The sequence below is a fragment of the Sanguibacter suarezii NBRC 16159 genome, assembly GCF_001552735.1.
In the GTDB taxonomy this organism is placed as follows: Bacteria; Actinomycetota; Actinomycetes; order Actinomycetales; family Cellulomonadaceae; genus Sanguibacter; species Sanguibacter suarezii.
In genome coordinates, this window is the sequence record NZ_BCRT01000013.1 from 172987 (window position 1) to 188392 (window position 15406).

Annotated in this window: 11 protein-coding genes; 2 read left to right on the forward strand and 9 right to left on the reverse strand. The window is 71.8% G+C overall.

Features of this window, described 5'->3' with window-relative positions; translation table 11 throughout:
- Positions 1-8: 8 nt before the first annotated feature.
- Positions 9-1805, reverse strand: a complete 1797-nt coding sequence (locus SS2_RS08710; RefSeq protein WP_066463279.1) for an ABC transporter ATP-binding protein — start codon at positions 1803-1805, stop codon at positions 9-11.
- Positions 1806-1891: 86 nt separating this feature from the next.
- The gene (locus SS2_RS08715; protein WP_066463280.1) at positions 1892-3655 is read right to left on the reverse strand and encodes an ABC transporter ATP-binding protein; all 1764 of its coding nucleotides are present in this window, start codon (positions 3653-3655) and stop codon (positions 1892-1894) included.
- A 127-nt stretch (positions 3656-3782) separates the two neighbouring features.
- Between SS2_RS08715 and SS2_RS08720 the strand changes: the two genes are divergently transcribed.
- Positions 3783-4415: a TIGR03085 family metal-binding protein gene (locus SS2_RS08720; RefSeq protein WP_066463103.1), complete on the forward strand. Its 633-nt coding sequence runs from the start codon at positions 3783-3785 to the stop codon at positions 4413-4415.
- Here the strand turns inward: SS2_RS08720 and hisF are convergent.
- The 6 genes from hisF to SS2_RS08750 all read right to left on the reverse strand — a co-directional run bounded on the left by hisF (position 4390) and on the right by SS2_RS08750 (position 9373).
- A complete protein-coding gene (gene hisF, locus SS2_RS08725; RefSeq protein ID WP_066463105.1) occupies positions 4390-5172 on the reverse strand; it encodes an imidazole glycerol phosphate synthase subunit HisF in 783 nt (260 codons plus the stop codon). The two genes, SS2_RS08720 and hisF, sit on opposite strands and share 26 nt — an antisense overlap.
- A 43-nt stretch (positions 5173-5215) precedes the next feature.
- Entirely contained in the window at positions 5216-6115 is a 900-nt protein-coding gene (locus SS2_RS08730) for an FKBP-type peptidyl-prolyl cis-trans isomerase (protein WP_157607266.1), read from the reverse strand.
- 49 nt (positions 6116-6164) lie between these two features.
- Complete coding sequence (pafA, locus tag SS2_RS08735) at positions 6165-7529, reverse strand: Pup--protein ligase (RefSeq protein ID WP_066463109.1); 1365 nt, start codon at positions 7527-7529, stop codon at positions 6165-6167.
- A 75-nt stretch (positions 7530-7604) separates the two neighbouring features.
- Positions 7605-8318, reverse strand: coding sequence for a proteasome subunit alpha (gene prcA / locus SS2_RS08740; RefSeq protein WP_066463111.1), 714 nt, complete (start codon positions 8316-8318; stop codon positions 7605-7607).
- On the reverse strand, positions 8315-9172 hold the full coding sequence (gene prcB, locus SS2_RS08745; RefSeq protein ID WP_066463114.1) for a proteasome subunit beta: 858 nt from the start codon (positions 9170-9172) through the stop codon (positions 8315-8317). The genes prcA and prcB overlap by 4 nt, the downstream gene beginning before the upstream one ends.
- 6 nt (positions 9173-9178) lie before the next feature.
- Positions 9179-9373 carry a ubiquitin-like protein Pup gene (locus SS2_RS08750; RefSeq protein ID WP_066463116.1) on the reverse strand — a complete coding sequence of 65 codons (195 nt, stop codon included), beginning with the start codon at positions 9371-9373 and terminating at the stop codon, positions 9179-9181.
- A gap of 148 nt (positions 9374-9521) precedes the next feature.
- Between SS2_RS08750 and SS2_RS08755 the strand changes: the two genes are divergently transcribed.
- Entirely contained in the window at positions 9522-13679 is a 4158-nt protein-coding gene (locus SS2_RS08755; protein WP_157607267.1) for a hypothetical protein, read from the forward strand.
- Here SS2_RS08755 and dop read toward each other — a convergent pair.
- Positions 13661-15283 carry a depupylase/deamidase Dop gene (gene dop, locus SS2_RS08760; RefSeq protein ID WP_066463118.1) on the reverse strand — a complete coding sequence of 541 codons (1623 nt, stop codon included), beginning with the start codon at positions 15281-15283 and terminating at the stop codon, positions 13661-13663. The two genes, SS2_RS08755 and dop, sit on opposite strands and share 19 nt — an antisense overlap.
- Positions 15284-15406: the final 123 nt, after the last annotated feature.

Genomic DNA, 15406 nt, shown 5'->3' on the forward strand with positions numbered 1-15406 from the left:
GCCCGCCGTCAGTGGACCTGGGACACCCAGGCAGCGTGCATCCGCGCGTAGTGCCCGTCCCCCGCCACCAGCTCGCGGTGCGGGCCCACCTCGGCGATGCGCCCCTCGTGCACGACGACGACGAGGTCAGCCGCCTCGGCCGTGGACAGCCGGTGCGCGATGGTGATGGTCGAGCGCCCGTGGGTCAAGGAGTCCAGCGCCCGGGCCACCCGCACCTCCGTGGCCGGGTCCACCGCGCTGGTCGCCTCGTCGAGCACGAGCAGGTCTGCCCCGGCGAGGTAGGCGCGGGCGATGGCCACGAGCTGACGCTCCCCGGCGGACAGGGATTCCCCGCGCTGGCCGATCGGGGTGTCCAGGCCGGCCGGGAGGTCGCCCACCCAGTCGGACAGGCCGAGGTCCTCGACGGCCTGGTCGAGCAGCGCCTGCGGCGCGCGCTCAGGCGTGGTGCCCGCCGCGTCGTCGGGCCGGTAGCCGTAGGCGATGTTGTCCGCGAGGGTGCCGTCGAAGAGGAAGCCCTCCTGGGGGACCATGACCACCCTGGAGCGCAGGCTGGCCGCGCGGATGTCCCGCAGGTCGGTGCCGTCGAGCAGCACCCGACCGGCAGCAGGGTCCATGAGGCGGGTGGCGAGCTTGGCGAGCGTCGTCTTGCCCGAGCCGGTGGCCCCCACCACCGCGACCCGCGTCCGGGCGGGCAGCACGAGGTCGATGCCGTGCAGCACGGGCTCACCGTCGGGGTAGGCGAAAGTCACACCGTCGAACTCGATGCCTGCCGGACCGCGCGGGCTGTCCACGCCGTCCGTGCCCGGGTCGGCGACCAGGACCGGGGTCTCCAGCACCGCGAGCACCCGGCGCCACCCGGCCACCGCGTTCTGCAGCTCGTTGAGGATCTCGGTGGCCATCTGCACCGGACCGGTGAAGAGCTGGACGAGGAAGAGGAAGGCGAGCAGCTGCCCGATGGTCAGCGTGCCACCGACCCCCAGGTAGGTGCCGGCCACCACGACCGCGCTGAGCACGAGGTTGGCGACGAGCACCCCGGAGGAGAAGACCACCGAGACCAGGCTCTGCGCCCGGATCGCCGACCCGCGGTGGGTGTCGATCGCGGCGTCGATGCGTCGCTGGGTGCGCTTGCCCACCCCGTAGGCGCGGATCGTCTCCGCTCCCACGACGGCCTCCGAGACCGCCCCGAGCATCGCCCCGACCTTGGCGCGCACGGCGGTGTACGCAGCATTGACCTTCTTCTGGGCGGGCCGCAGCACGAAGAACAGCGGCACGAAGCAGACCCACACGACGATGGCCAGCTGCCAGGAGTAGATGGCCATGAGGACCGTCGCGGCGGCGATCTGCAGGATCGAGACGAGCAGCATGATGCCGCCCCACTGGACGAACATCGAGATGGTGTCGACGTCGCTGGTCACCCGCGAGACGAGGGAGCCACGCCGCTCCGTGCTCTGGGAGAGCACCGAGAGGTCGTGCACGTGCCGGAAGGCCTTGACCCGCAGGGAGGCCAGGCCCGCCTCGGTGCTGCGGAACAGCCGGACGTTGACCAGGGCCGAGCACAGCCCCGCGACGACGAGCACGACCGCGGCGGCGCTGACCAGCCAGACCACGCGGGTGGTGTCGACCCCGCCGGGAGCAAGGATGCCGGTGTCCACCGTCTGCTGGACGGCGATAGGCACCACGACCCGCCCGCCTGCGGCCACGACCGCGAGCAGCAGCGTGATGACCACGCCGTCGAGGATCTCGGGCGAGACCTGGATGCCGCGGCGCAGCGTGGCGAAGACGCCGAGCTCGCTCGCCGAGGCGATCGCGCCGTGCCGGCGTCCCCCGGAGGGGGCTGCGTCTGGTGTGGTGGCGTCTGGTGTGGTGGCAGCCTTCGTGGCGCGGTCGCGGCTCACGCGTCCCCTTCCCGTCGTGCGGCCTCACGCTGGTAGGCCAGCGCCAGGTCGCGGAATCCTGCGTCGCGGTCGAGGAGCTCGTGGGCCGGGCCGGTGTCCACGACCCTGCCGGACTCCACGTGCACCACCCGGTCGGCGAGGCTCACGCTGGACATCCGGTAGGCGACCATGACCACCGTGGTCCCCGTCCCCGCACGCAGACCGGCCAGGATGCCCTGCTCGACCTCCGGGTCCACGGCGCTCGTGGCGTCGTCCAGGACGAGCAGCCGCGGGCGGCGGACCAGGGCGCGCGCGAGGGCGACGCGTTGGCGCTGGCCTCCGGACAGGTTCGCGCCGCTCTCTCCGAGCGGGGCGTCCAGCCCCAGCGGGAGCGCCCGCACGACATCGGCCACCCGGGCCAGCTCGAGGGCGGCCCACACCTCGGCGTCGCTGGGACGCGTGGGGTCGTCGTCGTCGGCCAGGGTGATGTTGCCGCGGATCGTGTCCTCGAAGATGAAGGTCGTCTGGGAGGCAAAGGCGACAGTGCCGGTGAGGTCGCGGGCGAGGACGTCGCGGACGTCCGCGCCGTCGAGCAGCACGCGGCCCTCGCTCGGGTCGGAGAGCCTGCTGAGCAGGGACACGAGCGTCGTCTTGCCCGCCCCGGTGGAGCCGACGACCGCGACGGTCTCGCCGGCCGCGATGTCGAGGTCGATGCCGGAGAGCAGGTGCACGTCACCCGTCGCGGTGGGCACGCGGACCCCCACTCCCTCCAGCCGCACGGCCAGCCCCGCCGCCTCGTGCTCGGACGGGAGGGGACGGGTGCCCAGGGTCAGGGCGCCGCGGGCGTCGAGGACCTGGCTGATGCGCTCGTAGCCGACCACGCCGCGGGGCAGCTCACCGAGCACCCAGCCGAAGGCCCGCACCGGCACGGCCATCATGGTCAGCAGGTAGGCGGCTGAGACCACCTCGCCGGTCTCGACCGCGCCGGCCTGGACCCGGAAGGTGCCCACCACGAGGACGAGCAGCGTCCCCAGCGGAGGCAGGAACTCGATGATCGGGTCGAAGAAGGCGCGGACGGTGCCGACCCGGACGTTGGCCGCGCGCAGCGCAGCGGTGCGCTCGGCGAACCGGGCCTCCTCCCGCTCCTCGGTGCCCAGCGCCTTGACCAGCAGAGCCGCCTCGAAGCTCTCGTGGGCGACGTCGGCCACCTCGGCGCGCAGCTGCTGGGCGAGGGTGATGGCCGGGGACATGTACTTCTGGAAGACGAGGTTGACCAGCACGGCGATGGGCAGGACGCTCAGGGCCGCGACGGCCAGCCACACGTCGAGGTTGAACAGCGCGACCGCGGCGATGCCGATCATGACGCAGACCCCGAGGGCGAAGGGCAGCGGGTTGAACACCCCGGTCGCGGCCTCCACGTCAGAGCTGACGTTGGAGAGCAGCTGGCCTGTGGGGTGGGCCCGGTGCCAGGACATCGGCAGCTCGAGGTAGCGCGCGGTCACCGCGCGCCGGTGGTTGGCCTGCAGGTTCGCCACGCCGATCCCGGCGAAGATCCGCCGGGCCGCGACGCTCAGCGCCAGCCCCAGCCCGACGGCGGCCAGCGCCGCCCCGCCGATCCACGCACGCCCGACCGGAGTCTCCAGGTTCACCGCTGGCACGACGATGGAGTCGGTGACCGCGCCGAGGACCTGGCTGACAGCGACCGTCAGGCCGCCGAAGAGCGCCGACGCGCCGATCGCCAGGATGTAGATACGCCACTCGGCGCGGATCCCGGCGCCCATGAGGGCGAGTGATCGCCGCGTGCGGCTGCCGGTGAGGGCATGGGTGGTCACGAGCAGAGCCGTCCTTACCGAGGGGAAGGTTGATCTTCTCACAGTCATCGACGCCGCTCACGTGCCACGATGGAGCATGGCTGCTACCTGGAACATCGACGAACGCGCTCGCCTCGCCCACGTCCTGAGCGACCTCGGCCCCGGGCGTCCGACCCTCTGCGAGGGCTGGCAGACCCAGCACCTCGCCGCCCACGTCGTGCTGCGCGACAGGGCCCCGTGGCGCCGGTCGGACCGCACGACCTCAGAGCTCGCGGCGCACTCCGAGGACAGGTCGAGCTTCGACGACCTCGTCGTCGAGGTGGCGCAGGGCCCACGGTGGCCGTCGGCGACGAGCCGGGTGGCCGAGACGATGAACCTGCTCGAGCTGTTCGTCCACACCGAGGACGTCGTGCGCGCCCAGCCCGGGGGCCTGCAGGTGGCGGCCGGCGAGGTCCGCAGCGCGGAGCACGAGGCCCAGCTGTGGTCGCAGTTCCGGCTTTTCGCACGGCTCATGTACCTCGCCGTCCCCACCGGGGTGATCCTCGTGGTGACCGACGGTCCTCGGGCTGTCGCCCGCCGACCGCGCCGCGGTCACGGCACCGTCGTGGTCAGCGGTCCGGTGGGAGAGATCATCATGCACGGCTTCGGCCGGGGTGCGGCGTCGAGCGTGCGGGTCGACGGGACGCCGCGTGACGTCGAGATCTTCAGTGAGAAGTTTCCCGGACCGTGATCCCGTCGGCTGCCATCGCGTCCTTGACCTCGCGCACGGTCAGCCGTCCGAAGTGGAAGACGCTCGCGGCGAGCACGGCGTCCGCGCCCGCCCGTGCGGCGGCGGAGAAGTCCGCTGCGCTGGACGCGCCGCCGCTCGCGATGAGCGGCACGCTCACCCGGCTGCGCACGGCGCCGAACATCTCCAGGTCGAAGCCGTCGTAGGTGCCGTCCGCGTCCATCGAGTTGAGCAGGATCTCCCCCGCGCCGAGCTCAGCGGCCCGCACGGCCCATTCAACGGCGTCGATGCCTGTTCCCTGGCGACCACCGTGCGTGGTGACCTCGTAGCCGGACTCGGTCCGCACGTCCCCGGTCACCCGGCGGGCGTCGACCGACAGGACAAGCACCTGGCTGCCGAAGCGGTCGGCGATCTCGGAGAGCAGCTCCGGGCGGGCGATGGCCGCGGTGTTGACACCGACCTTGTCCGCCCCGGCGCGCAGCAGCCGGTCGACGTCGTCCGCGCTGCGCACGCCGCCGCCCACGGTCAGCGGGATGAAGACGGCCTCGGCGGTGCGGCGCACGACGTCGTAGGTCGTCTCGCGGTTGCCTGAGGAGGCGGAGACATCGAGGAACGTCAGTTCGTCGGCGCCCTCGGCGTCATACTTGCGCGCCAGCTCGACGGGGTCCCCCGCGTCACGCAGGTTCGCAAAGTTCACGCCCTTGACCACGCGACCGGCGTCGACGTCGAGACACGGGATGACGCGGACAGACACAGACATGTTCCCTGCTTCCTCAGGCTGCGGACGACTAGGGCACGCTACCTCATGCCGGCGGAGCAGCGGCGAGGATGTCGACCAGGTAGACGATGGTCTCGGTGGAGAGCTCGTTGCCCGTCGGGCCGAAGCCCAGGCCGGGTGGGACGACGAGCATCACCTGGCTGCCGACGGGCAGGTCGACCAGGCCTTGGTCGAAGCCCTCGACGAGCTGGTCCGCCCCGACCGTGACGGTCTTGGGCAGTCGCCCCTCCCCCCAGGTGGTGTCGAAGACCTCACCGGTGGACCACTTCACCGCGACGAGCTGGATGACGACCTTGCTCCCGCTGGGCACCTGGGCGCCGGTGCCACGGATGACCTGACGCACCACGGGCTCGGTCGGCGCGGGCTGCTCCGCCGGGATGGTGACCGTCGGGGCGCCCGTGGCGTCGTGCGTGACAGTCGGCATGCCCTCCTCGGGCTCGGTGGGGTCGCCGACTGCGCGGGTGGGCAGGATGTCGATGCTCATGACGGTCGGCACGCCGTCCGTCTCGACGGCGTGCAGGATCCGGACGCCCACCCGGTGCCCGGAGAGGACCGAGACGAGGTCGGAGCCGATCGACTCGGCCGTGAGCAGGTACGGCTTCGGGACGGAGAGGAAGTCGTCGCGCAGCACCGAGGCGTCCGTGCCGTTCTCGGTGTAGATCCGCAGCAGCACCGGGCCGCCCTCGACGACCTCGTCGCCGTCGCCCTCCCAGGCCACCTCGGTGATCGGGGCCTCCAGCGTCAGGGGGGTGGGATACGTCAGCTCTGGCGTCTGCGCGCTCGTGCCGGTGATGGTCACCGTGGGCGCTGCGGGCTGGGAGGCGGGAGCGTCGTCGGCAGACGGCCCGCACGCCGTGGCGAGGCTGAGCGAGCCGACCACCAGGCACGCCGATGCTGCGAGAGTTCTCAGGTTCCGTGGGCGCATAGGGGCTGATCCTACGAGACCGCCATGAAGGTCTCGTAGAGACAGACCCTCACATGCTCTCGATCAGCCGGTCCACCCGCTCGTCGACGCTCTGGAAGGGGTCCTTGCACAGCACCGTCCGCTGTGCCTGATCGTTGAGCTTGAGGTGCACCCAGTCGACCGTGTAGTCGCGCTTGGCCTCCTGGGCCTTGCGCACAAAATCTCCTCGAAGCTTGGCCCGGGTGGTCTGCGGCGGGACGGCCGTGGACTCGAAGACCTCGATGTCGCTGGCCACCTTGTCCACGAGCCCGCGTGCGGCGAGCAGGTTGTACAGCCCCTCGGTCCGCGAGATGTCGTGGTAGGCCAGGTCGAGCCTGGCGATGCGCGGGTCGCCGAGGTCCAGAGAGTGCTTCTCCTGGTAACGGCGGATGAGCTGGTGCTTGATGACCCAGTCCAGCTCGCGCTCGACGCTGGAGAGGTCCCCCGACTCCAGCGCCGCCAGGCCGCGCTCCCACAGGTCGAAGACCTGCTTGTCCATCGGGGTGATCTCACCGCTCTCCTCGACGAAGGACCGCACCCGGGTGAGGTACTCCTGCTGGAGGTCGATGGCGGTGACGGTGCGTCCGGTGGCCAGCATGATGGGTGCCTTGCCGGTCATGTCGTGGCTGATCTCCCGGATCGCCCGCATGGGGTTCTCCAGTGCCATGTCCCGCATGGGGATGCCGGCCTCGATGACGCGCAGCACCATGTCCGTCGCGCCGACCTTGAGCATGGTCGTGGGCTCGGCCATCGAGGAGTCACCGACGATGACGTGCAGGCGCCGGTACTTCTCGGCGTCGGCATGGGGCTCGTCGCGGGTGTTGATGATCGGCCGGGACCGCGTGGTGGCGCTCGAGACCGACTCCCAGATGTGGTCGGCCCGCTGGGAGAGGCAGAAGGTCGCGCCCTTGGGCGTGGCCATGATCTTGCCTGCCCCGGTGAGGATCTGGCGGGTGATGAGGAACGGCACGAGGATGTCGGCGAGGCGGGCGAAGTCGCCCTGGCGGCGCACCAGGTAGTTCTCGTGGCAGCCGTAGGAGTTGCCCGCGGAGTCGGTGTTGTTCTTGAACAGATGGATCCGACCCGGGATGCCCTCCAGCTCCAGACGCTGCTGGGCGTCGGTGACCAGGCCCTCGAGGATCCGCTCCCCGCCGCGGTCGTAGGCGATCAGCTGGCGGACGTCGTCGCACTCGGCGGTGGCGTACTCCGGGTGCGAGCCGACGTCCAGGTACAGCCGCGAGCCGTTGCGCAGGAAGACGTTGGAGGACCTCCCCCACGCCACGACCTTGCGGAAGAGGTACCGGGCCACCTCGTCGGCGGACAGTCCCTGGCCGTCGGGGGCGGCGCAGGTCACGCCGTACTCGGTCTCCAGACCAAAGATTCGTCGAGTGCTCATGACGTCCTCACGTGGGTGTCGATCAGGTCGATCAGACCGGTCGCGGGGATCTCAGGGATCACCGCGACCGCCCTGTCAGGGTGCTGGTGTCAGGAGCTCGTCGAGCAGCGGACCGGCGAGACGCCGGAACGCACGCCGCGGGCGGGTGCGGTCCAGGACGGCGACCTCCAGGTGGGCCGCCGGGATCTGGCGAGGTTCGGCCTCGGCAGACTTCGCACCGATCGGGGTGGCCAGGACGGTGCGCACCAGGGTGAGCACCTCCGCGAGCGTCATCCCGACGCGCCATCCCTGCTCCATGACCTCGCCGAGGTGCTCGGCCTGGCCGCCCATGACGACGTAGCCGTGCTCGTCAGCGACCGAGCCGTCGTAGGACAGCCGGTAGATCTGGTCCAGCTCGTGGGTGAGCCCGACCTGCGCGACGACCAGCTCGACCTCGAGCGGCTTGGACTCGGTGGTGAACACCGTGCCCAGCGTCTGGGCGTAGGCGTTGGCCAGCCCGCGGGCGTTGACGTCGGAGCGGTCGTAGGAGTAGCCCCGCAGGTCTGCGTAGCGCACGCCAGCCACGCGGAGGTTCTCGAACTCGTTGTACTTGCCGACGGCTGCGAAGGCGATCCGGTCGTAGATCTCCGAGATCTTGTGCAGGGCCCGGGACGGGTTCTCGGTGGCGAAGGCGATGCCGTCGTCATAGGCGGCGACGACCACGGACCGGCCGCGGGCGATGCCCTTGCGGGCGTAGTCCGCGCGGTCCTTCATGAGCTGTTCGGGCGAGACGTAGAACGGCATGCTCATCGCAGGTCACCTCCGTGCTGCTTCCCGTGGGCCGCGCGGGCGTCGCGCACTTCTCGGATCCGCTCTGCGGCGATCGCGTCCACGACGGCCTCGAGCTCGGCGTCGGGCACGCGGCGGAAGCCGCCGGCGGTGACGGTGGCCACCACCGGCCAGATCTTGCGCACCGTGTCCGGACCACCGGTCGCGGAGTCGTCGTCGGCCGCGTCCACCAGGGACTCCACGGCCACGCGGACGGCGGCAGGGGCGTCCATGCCCGGTCGCCAGAGCTTCTTGAGCGCGCCGCGGGCGAAGACCGACCCGGAGCCGACGCTGTGGTGCTCGTACTCCTCGTACCGGCCGCCGGTGACGTCGTAAGAGAAGATCCGGCCGCCGCCGTCGTCGAGGTCGTACCCGGCGAACAGCGGGATGACGGCGAGGCCCTGCATGGCCAGGCCGAGGTTGCCGCGGATCATGGTCGAGAGCCGGTTCGCCTTGCCGTCCAGGGACAGCAGCGTGCCCTCGATCTTCTCGTAGTGCTCGAGCTCCAGCTGGAACAGCCGGACCAGCTCGATCGCCAGCCCCGCGGTGCCCGCGATCCCGACGGCGGAGAAGTCGTCGGCCGCGAAGACCTTCTCGATCTCGCGGTTGGCGATCATCGATCCCATCGTCGCCCGCCGGTCACCGGCCATGACGACGCCGCCGTCGAAGGTCGCCGCCACGATCGTCGTGGCGTGCGGAGTCACCGGCACGGTCCCGGCCGGCAACGGCCTCGACCCCGGGAGCAGGGTCGGGTCGTGCGCGGCGAGGAAGTCGGTGAAGGAGGCTGTCCCCGGCGTCAGGAAGGCTCGGGGGAACTTACCGGTGGGATCTGCCATCGCAGATCACTGACCGCCCTTTTGGACGAACCCGCGGACGAAGGACTCGGCGTTGACCTCAAGGACGTCGTCGATCTCGTCCAGGAGAGCGTCCACCTCGGTGTCGCGCTCCTGCGCGGCGGCGGTCGGCGCGGGGGTCGGCTCGACCTCGTCGGGCTCACGGTCCTGCGACGCGTGCTGCTGATGTTCCTGGCTGGCCATGTCATCCTCCTTGCGTCCGCACCGCAGCTCGTCGCTGCGGCTCGACGAACTCCCATCTAACCTCATCACACCCATCGCGGCAGAGGTTTGTCCACACCCACGTCGAGCGGTGTTGTCCATGCCGACCCATCCGGGGCATCATGCCCACATGACCCCAATCGCACCGGACGGTGTCGCATCGGCCCGGTGGCTCAGCACGAGCCCTCTCACCGACCCCACACGCTGCCCAGCATGCGCGGCCCCGCTCGCCGGGCGCCGGTGCACCGTGTGCCGGTTCGACCCCTCCGGGCCACGGGGTCGCCAGCTGTGGGACCTGTCCAACGAGGCAGCGAGGGTGCTGGACAGGCGGGCACAGCTCATCGCCCAGATGCGCCTCGAGTCGGCGACTGCCCAGGCTGCTCCGCCTCGACCGGTCCCGGGGCAGGCGGTGCCGGGTCGGCCTGCTCCCGTCCGCCCACCCGGGGTGCCGCTGGGCGCTCCTCTCGGACACGGACCTGTCCCCGCTCGACCGGGCTGGGGGCTGCAGACGATCCTCCAGGTGCTCGGCGCCGTCCTGCTCTGCGGAGCCGGGCTGGTCTTCACGGTCTTCGCGTGGGGGCACCTGAGCATGGCTGTCCGCGGGCTGATCCTCGTCGCGATCACCGCGGCCGTGTTCGCCGGAGCGCACTGGGCCGCCCGGACCGGGCTCAAGACCGCTGCTGAGGTGGTCGCCGGCCTCGGGTCGTTCCTGGTCGTCCTGGACGCCTGGGTGCTGTGGACCGCCGCTGTGGGTACACAAGAGACGTACGCCGAGCTCGGGACGGCCTGGACCGTCGCGCTCGTCGTGAGCGCCGTCGTGCTCATCCCGCTAGGGCGGGCGCTCGCCCTCGTCACGGTGTCCCTGACAGGGCTGGTGTGCCTCACAGCCGCACCTGCGGTCCTCGCCCTGACGATCTCCTCGGCCCCTGGCTCGGCTGCGCTGCTCGCGCTCTGCGCCGTCCTGTGCCTGTACGCCCCGCAGGTGTTCGGTCCGCAGGTCGTCGTGGCAGGCGTCTCCGTCATGGTGCGAGCCCGGGTGGTGCTGGCTTCGCTCGCGCCGTACTACGTCGGTGCCTCGTCCATCGCGGTGCTCGTCGCCCTCCTCGACGTCGGTGCCACACAGTCCGTGGCCCCGCTGCTCGCCCTGGCTGTGGTGTGCGGGTTGTGGGCAGCGGCCGCCGGACCGGGTGCCCGTCGCTGGTCGGCAGCAACCGGGTACGCCCTCGTGGCGGCCTCGACCGTCGGTGCGGTAGCACTGACGCCAACGGCGACGAGCGCGGCTGTGTGGACGCTGCCGCTGGGCGCCGCCGTCGGCTGCGGCGCGACTGTCGGGGTTCTGCGAGCGCTGCCCCGGGTCGGAGCGCCCGCCGCACGTGCCGCATGGACGGGCGTGCTGCTGGTTGGCGCGTTCCCGGTCTTCGTCGTCGCGGTGCTCGCGCTGGACGTCGTGAGCGAGCCCGCGGTCCTGAGAGAGGCGGGGAACCAGGAGGCGGTCCTGCCCACGCTGGTCGGGCTCGGGGTGATCGTCGCGGCCCGGCCGCTGCTTCACCTGCTAGGCGCCCAGCCGCTCATCATGCGGCCCCAGGTCGCGGTGCCAGCAGGTCCCGTCCCCCTACCGGGCCAGCACCCGTCCCGTCCTCAGAGCGTGACCGTGCCGCGTCGTCCCAGCGTGCTGGTCGACCACCCGCTGGGCGCATCGGTCATCGCCGCGACGCTGCTGCTGCTCGGGTTGGCGCTGGTCATGCCCGGGGCCGGCTGGGCAACCGCCACGCTGCTGGTGGTGGCACTCTCGGCCGCTGTAGCCCGCGCCTCGCTCATCGGCTGGATCGCCAGCACGTCGGCGGCGATGGTCCCCGTCCGCGCCTTCAGTGACCGGATCACCTCTGTCATGCAGGTCTGCGTCGGCCTCGGCTCTGCCGTCGCCGTCACGGGAGCGGCCATCCTGTCCTTCGCTCTCGCCGCAGGTGCAGACAGCTCGGTCTCGCGCACCACCGGACAGTCGCTGGTCGCGGCGACCTTCCTCGTCGCCGGCCTGGTGCTGTGGGTCGCGCGTGAGTGGCTGCCCGCGAGCGACGCCCACCGCGTGGCCAACCGGGCCGCGCTCACCGGCGCCTCGCTGATCATCTCTTCGGTGGGAGTGGGCATCGTCGCCCGTCTCGTCATCCCGCTGGACGCCGTCGGGTGGTATGCCGCGCCGTTCCCGCTCGTCCTTGCGCTCGTGCTGCTCGGCGTCCGCGACCGGGCGAGGACGGGTCAGGGCTCTCCGCTCGACCGCCCCGTGAGCGCCGACCGCCTTGCGGCGCTCTGGGCAGCGGCTCTGCTCTGCGCGCCGGGCTTCTTCCTCACCGCCCTCCGCGCACTGACCGACCCTGGGACCAGCACCGCCACCGGCCTCGAGCTGACCCAGTCGCTCGCCGTCGCGCTGCTCGCCACGGCGCTCCTGGTCACGACGGCCGTCCTCGTGTGGCAGCTGAGCTTCGCCCGCGCCGTGGGTGCGCACCTCCGGCTGCGCGCGACCGCCGGAGCGCTGCTCCCGCTCATCGTGGCGCTCACGCTGCTGAGCCTGCGGACCGTCGGCATGGCCGCGGAGCTGGATGTCGCCCGGATCGACTGGCTGCTTGCCATCCTCGGGCTCCTGGCTGTCCTCGTCACGTGGGCGGGAGCTGCGACGTCCGGGCCTGCGCGCCTGGGCTTCGAGTGCAGCGGCGTGGCCCTTGCCGCCACGACCACGCTGGCCGTCGTCGTCGTGGCGCAGGGAGACCCGAGCCGGGTCACCATCGCGCTGGCGATCGACGCCATCGGCACCCTGGCCTACGCCATGGCTGCCCGACGCCCGCAGCTGGGCTGGTTGGCGCTGTGCCTGGGCGTGGCCGCCTCCTGGGTGTCGCTCAACGGCTCCGGGCTCCCGGTGGAGATCTACACTGCTCCCGGCGCGACGGTCATGCTGGCCACCGGTGTGTGGCAGCTCGTGGCGTCCCAGCGCAGCCGCCGGTCCTCCGAGTCGAGCCTTGTCGCGGACCCGGGTTCCGACTCTCGTGCTGACTCTGGGCCCGGCCCTGGACCTGGCCCTGGACCGGACGCCGGTTCCGACCCGGGCCTGCATGCGGCGCGGCTCATTCTTGGCGGCCTGACGGTGCTCATCGTCCCCTCGGTCCTGCTCACCCCGGGAGCCGGCAACGGCGGGCGGGCGCTCGTCGTGGCCGTGGGCGTCGTCTGGCTCGGGGCGACCGCCTGGTTGCTCACCCGGACCGCGGTCGCCACGCGCCTGCGGCTCCTCGTCACCGGGATGACGGTGCTGGGGCTGGCGGGCGCGGTCGTCGGCCTCGGCGGGTATGGCGTGGCTCTGGCCACACGGGTCGCCTCAGGCTCGAGCACCTGGGGCCAGGCCGCCGGCTCCGACTCGACAACCGCCCTCATGACGACCGTGTGGACCGCGGCGGCGGTCGCCGCGACCGCCGTGCTGGCAGCGCTGCTCACCCAGATGAGGTTCCAGCAGCCCGTCCCGCCTGGATCGCCCACCTCGACGCTGGTCAGCGACCCGCGGGTCTGGGCGGTGACGGTGTGCACCGCGCTGGCCGCCCTTCCCGTCCTCGTGCTGGTGGCCGGAGGGTGGTTCGGTTCTGCGAGCACCCGGGTCTGCGCCGCCGCGGTGATCGTCTGGGGAGCGGCCGCCCTGCTGGGCACCCCTCCCGGGCTCCCCCGAGTCCGCACCTCCCGGGTGTTCCTCCTGCGGGCGGTGCCAGCTCTGATCGGCGCGTACGTCACGGCGCTGATCGGCGCGGGCGCTGCGCAGGCGTGGAGCAGGACCGCGGCGTCATCTGCGGCCGGCGCCGCTGCAGGTGAAGGCGGGAGCGCGTTGGCCGGGCTGCTCATCCTCGCGGGCGTGTTCGTCGCGGTCGTCACCGTGCGCGCCGCGCAGGTCGATCCGACGAGGTCCACCTGGACCACCGTCATGCTGGGCGCGGTCGCGACGCTCCTCCCGCTCACCGTCGAGATGCTCCGCGAACCCAGCGGTGGGCGTGTCGCGGCAGCGATGGTCACCGCCGCTGTGTGGCTGGTGCTCGGTGTGCGGCTGCGCTGGCAGGCACCGGTGGCGTGCGGGATCGTCGCCCTGCTGGTCCAGGTCGTGGCGCTGGTCGGGCCACCTGCCCTGGCGGCGATGTCCGGCATGCTCGGCTGGATGGTCCTGGCAGTCGTGGGCGGCACGCTGCTGGCGCTGGGACTCACCTATGAGCGGCAGATCGCCACCGCGCGCAAGGTGCTGCTGCACTACTCCGAGCTGCGCTGAACCGGGCCCATGAGCGCGGCGAGGAACTCCCCGGCGTCGCGGTGCGCGGCGAACAGCGCACCGACGTGCTCCTGCGTTCCGCGCCACGGGTCCATCATCGGCACCCGTTGCAGGGACGGTGCCCCCGGGATGTCGAAGACGACCGAGTCCCAGCTCGCCGCAGAGATCTCCCCGGGGAAGCGGTCCATCGCCTCGCCCCGGAAGTAGGCCCGGGTGTCGGTCGGGGGGTGAGCCACCGCGAGGGTCACCTCGGCGTCGGTCACCAGCCGCTCGACCGCTCCCGCAGCCACCAGGCGGTGATAGATGCTGCGTTCGGGTCGCACGTCGCTCCACTGCAGGTCCATCGCCCGCAGCCGCGGGTGGTCCCACGCGAGGCCGTCGCGGCTGCGTAGCCCCTCCAGCAGCCGGAGCTTGGCGACCCACTCCACGTCCTTGGCGCACGAGGCTCGGTCGGTGCCCAGCCGGGACAGGACGCTGGCCCAGCGGTCGGTCACCGCACGGGTCTCCTCGTCCCACCCGGTCACGTCCAGGACCCGCCGCACCACGTCGAGGTAGCCGTGCTGGACGTCCAGCGCCGTCATGCGCCGGCCGTCGGCCATCTCGAGCACAGCGGACAGCGACAGGTCCCGGCTCACCCGGGCGACGTCGGTGACCGGGTCCTTGAGCCGCAGGCCGACGAGGTCAGCACGTGCCCCGGGCACCTCGTCGAGGTGCTCGAGCACCCACAGCACGGCCGAGGTCGTCCCGAGCTTGAGGTACGTCGCGGTCTCGAAGAGGTTCGCGTCACCGATGATGAGGTGCAGGCGCCGCCAGCGCAGCCGGTCGGCGTGCGGCTCGTCGCGGGTGTTGATGATCGGACGTCGCAGCGTCGTCTCCAGGCCTACCTCAGCCTCCATGTAGTCAGCCCGCTGGGACATCTGGAAGCCGGCCTCCGACCCGGTCTGGCCGAGCCCGACCCGTCCTGACCCGGTGAACACGGTGCGCGTGACGAGGAAGGATGTGAGCAGCTCGATGATCGTGGAGAAGGGGACCTGCCGGTCGACGAGGAAGTTCTCGTGGGTGCCGTAGCTGGCGCCCTTGCCGTCGACGTTGTTCTTGTAGAGCTGGATGTCCAGGCCCATCGTCGCGGCCACCTCACGGGAGGCGGCCAGCATGACGCGTTCACCGGCGGTGTCCCACCGCACGCCGTCGAGGGGGTTGGTCACCTCGGGCGAGGAGTACTCCGGGTGGGCGTGGTCGACGTAGAGCCGGGCGCCGTTGGTGAGGATGGCGTTGGCGGCGCTGGGGTCGTCGTAGGTCTCGGAAGTCGGACGCACGATCGTCTGCAGCTCCTCGGCCGTGCCCGACGCGCGCTCCGCGACCGGGCCGGACGGAGCAGGGCGGCTCGGGTCGTCGGTGAGCATGGAGGGGTGGGCGGAGGCGCGCTGGACGTGGAACCCCCGGGCGTCGAGCAGGGGGTCCTCGTCGTCGTAGTCCCACCGGGCCCGGCTGCGGGCCGTGGAGCTGATCGCTCGGTAGGCCGTCACCACCTGGCTGGACATGAGCATCGGGTTCGCCAGCGGGTTTCCCGGTGCCAGCACGCCGTACTCGGTCTCGATACCCATCACGCGTCGCACAGTCACCCCCCAACCCTACCCATCTCGGCACCGCACCCACGGGACGCGGGGCGGGGCCGAGATGGGTGACGCTCGGCCATCGCGGTCGTCGCAGCCGCCGCGGTGACCTCC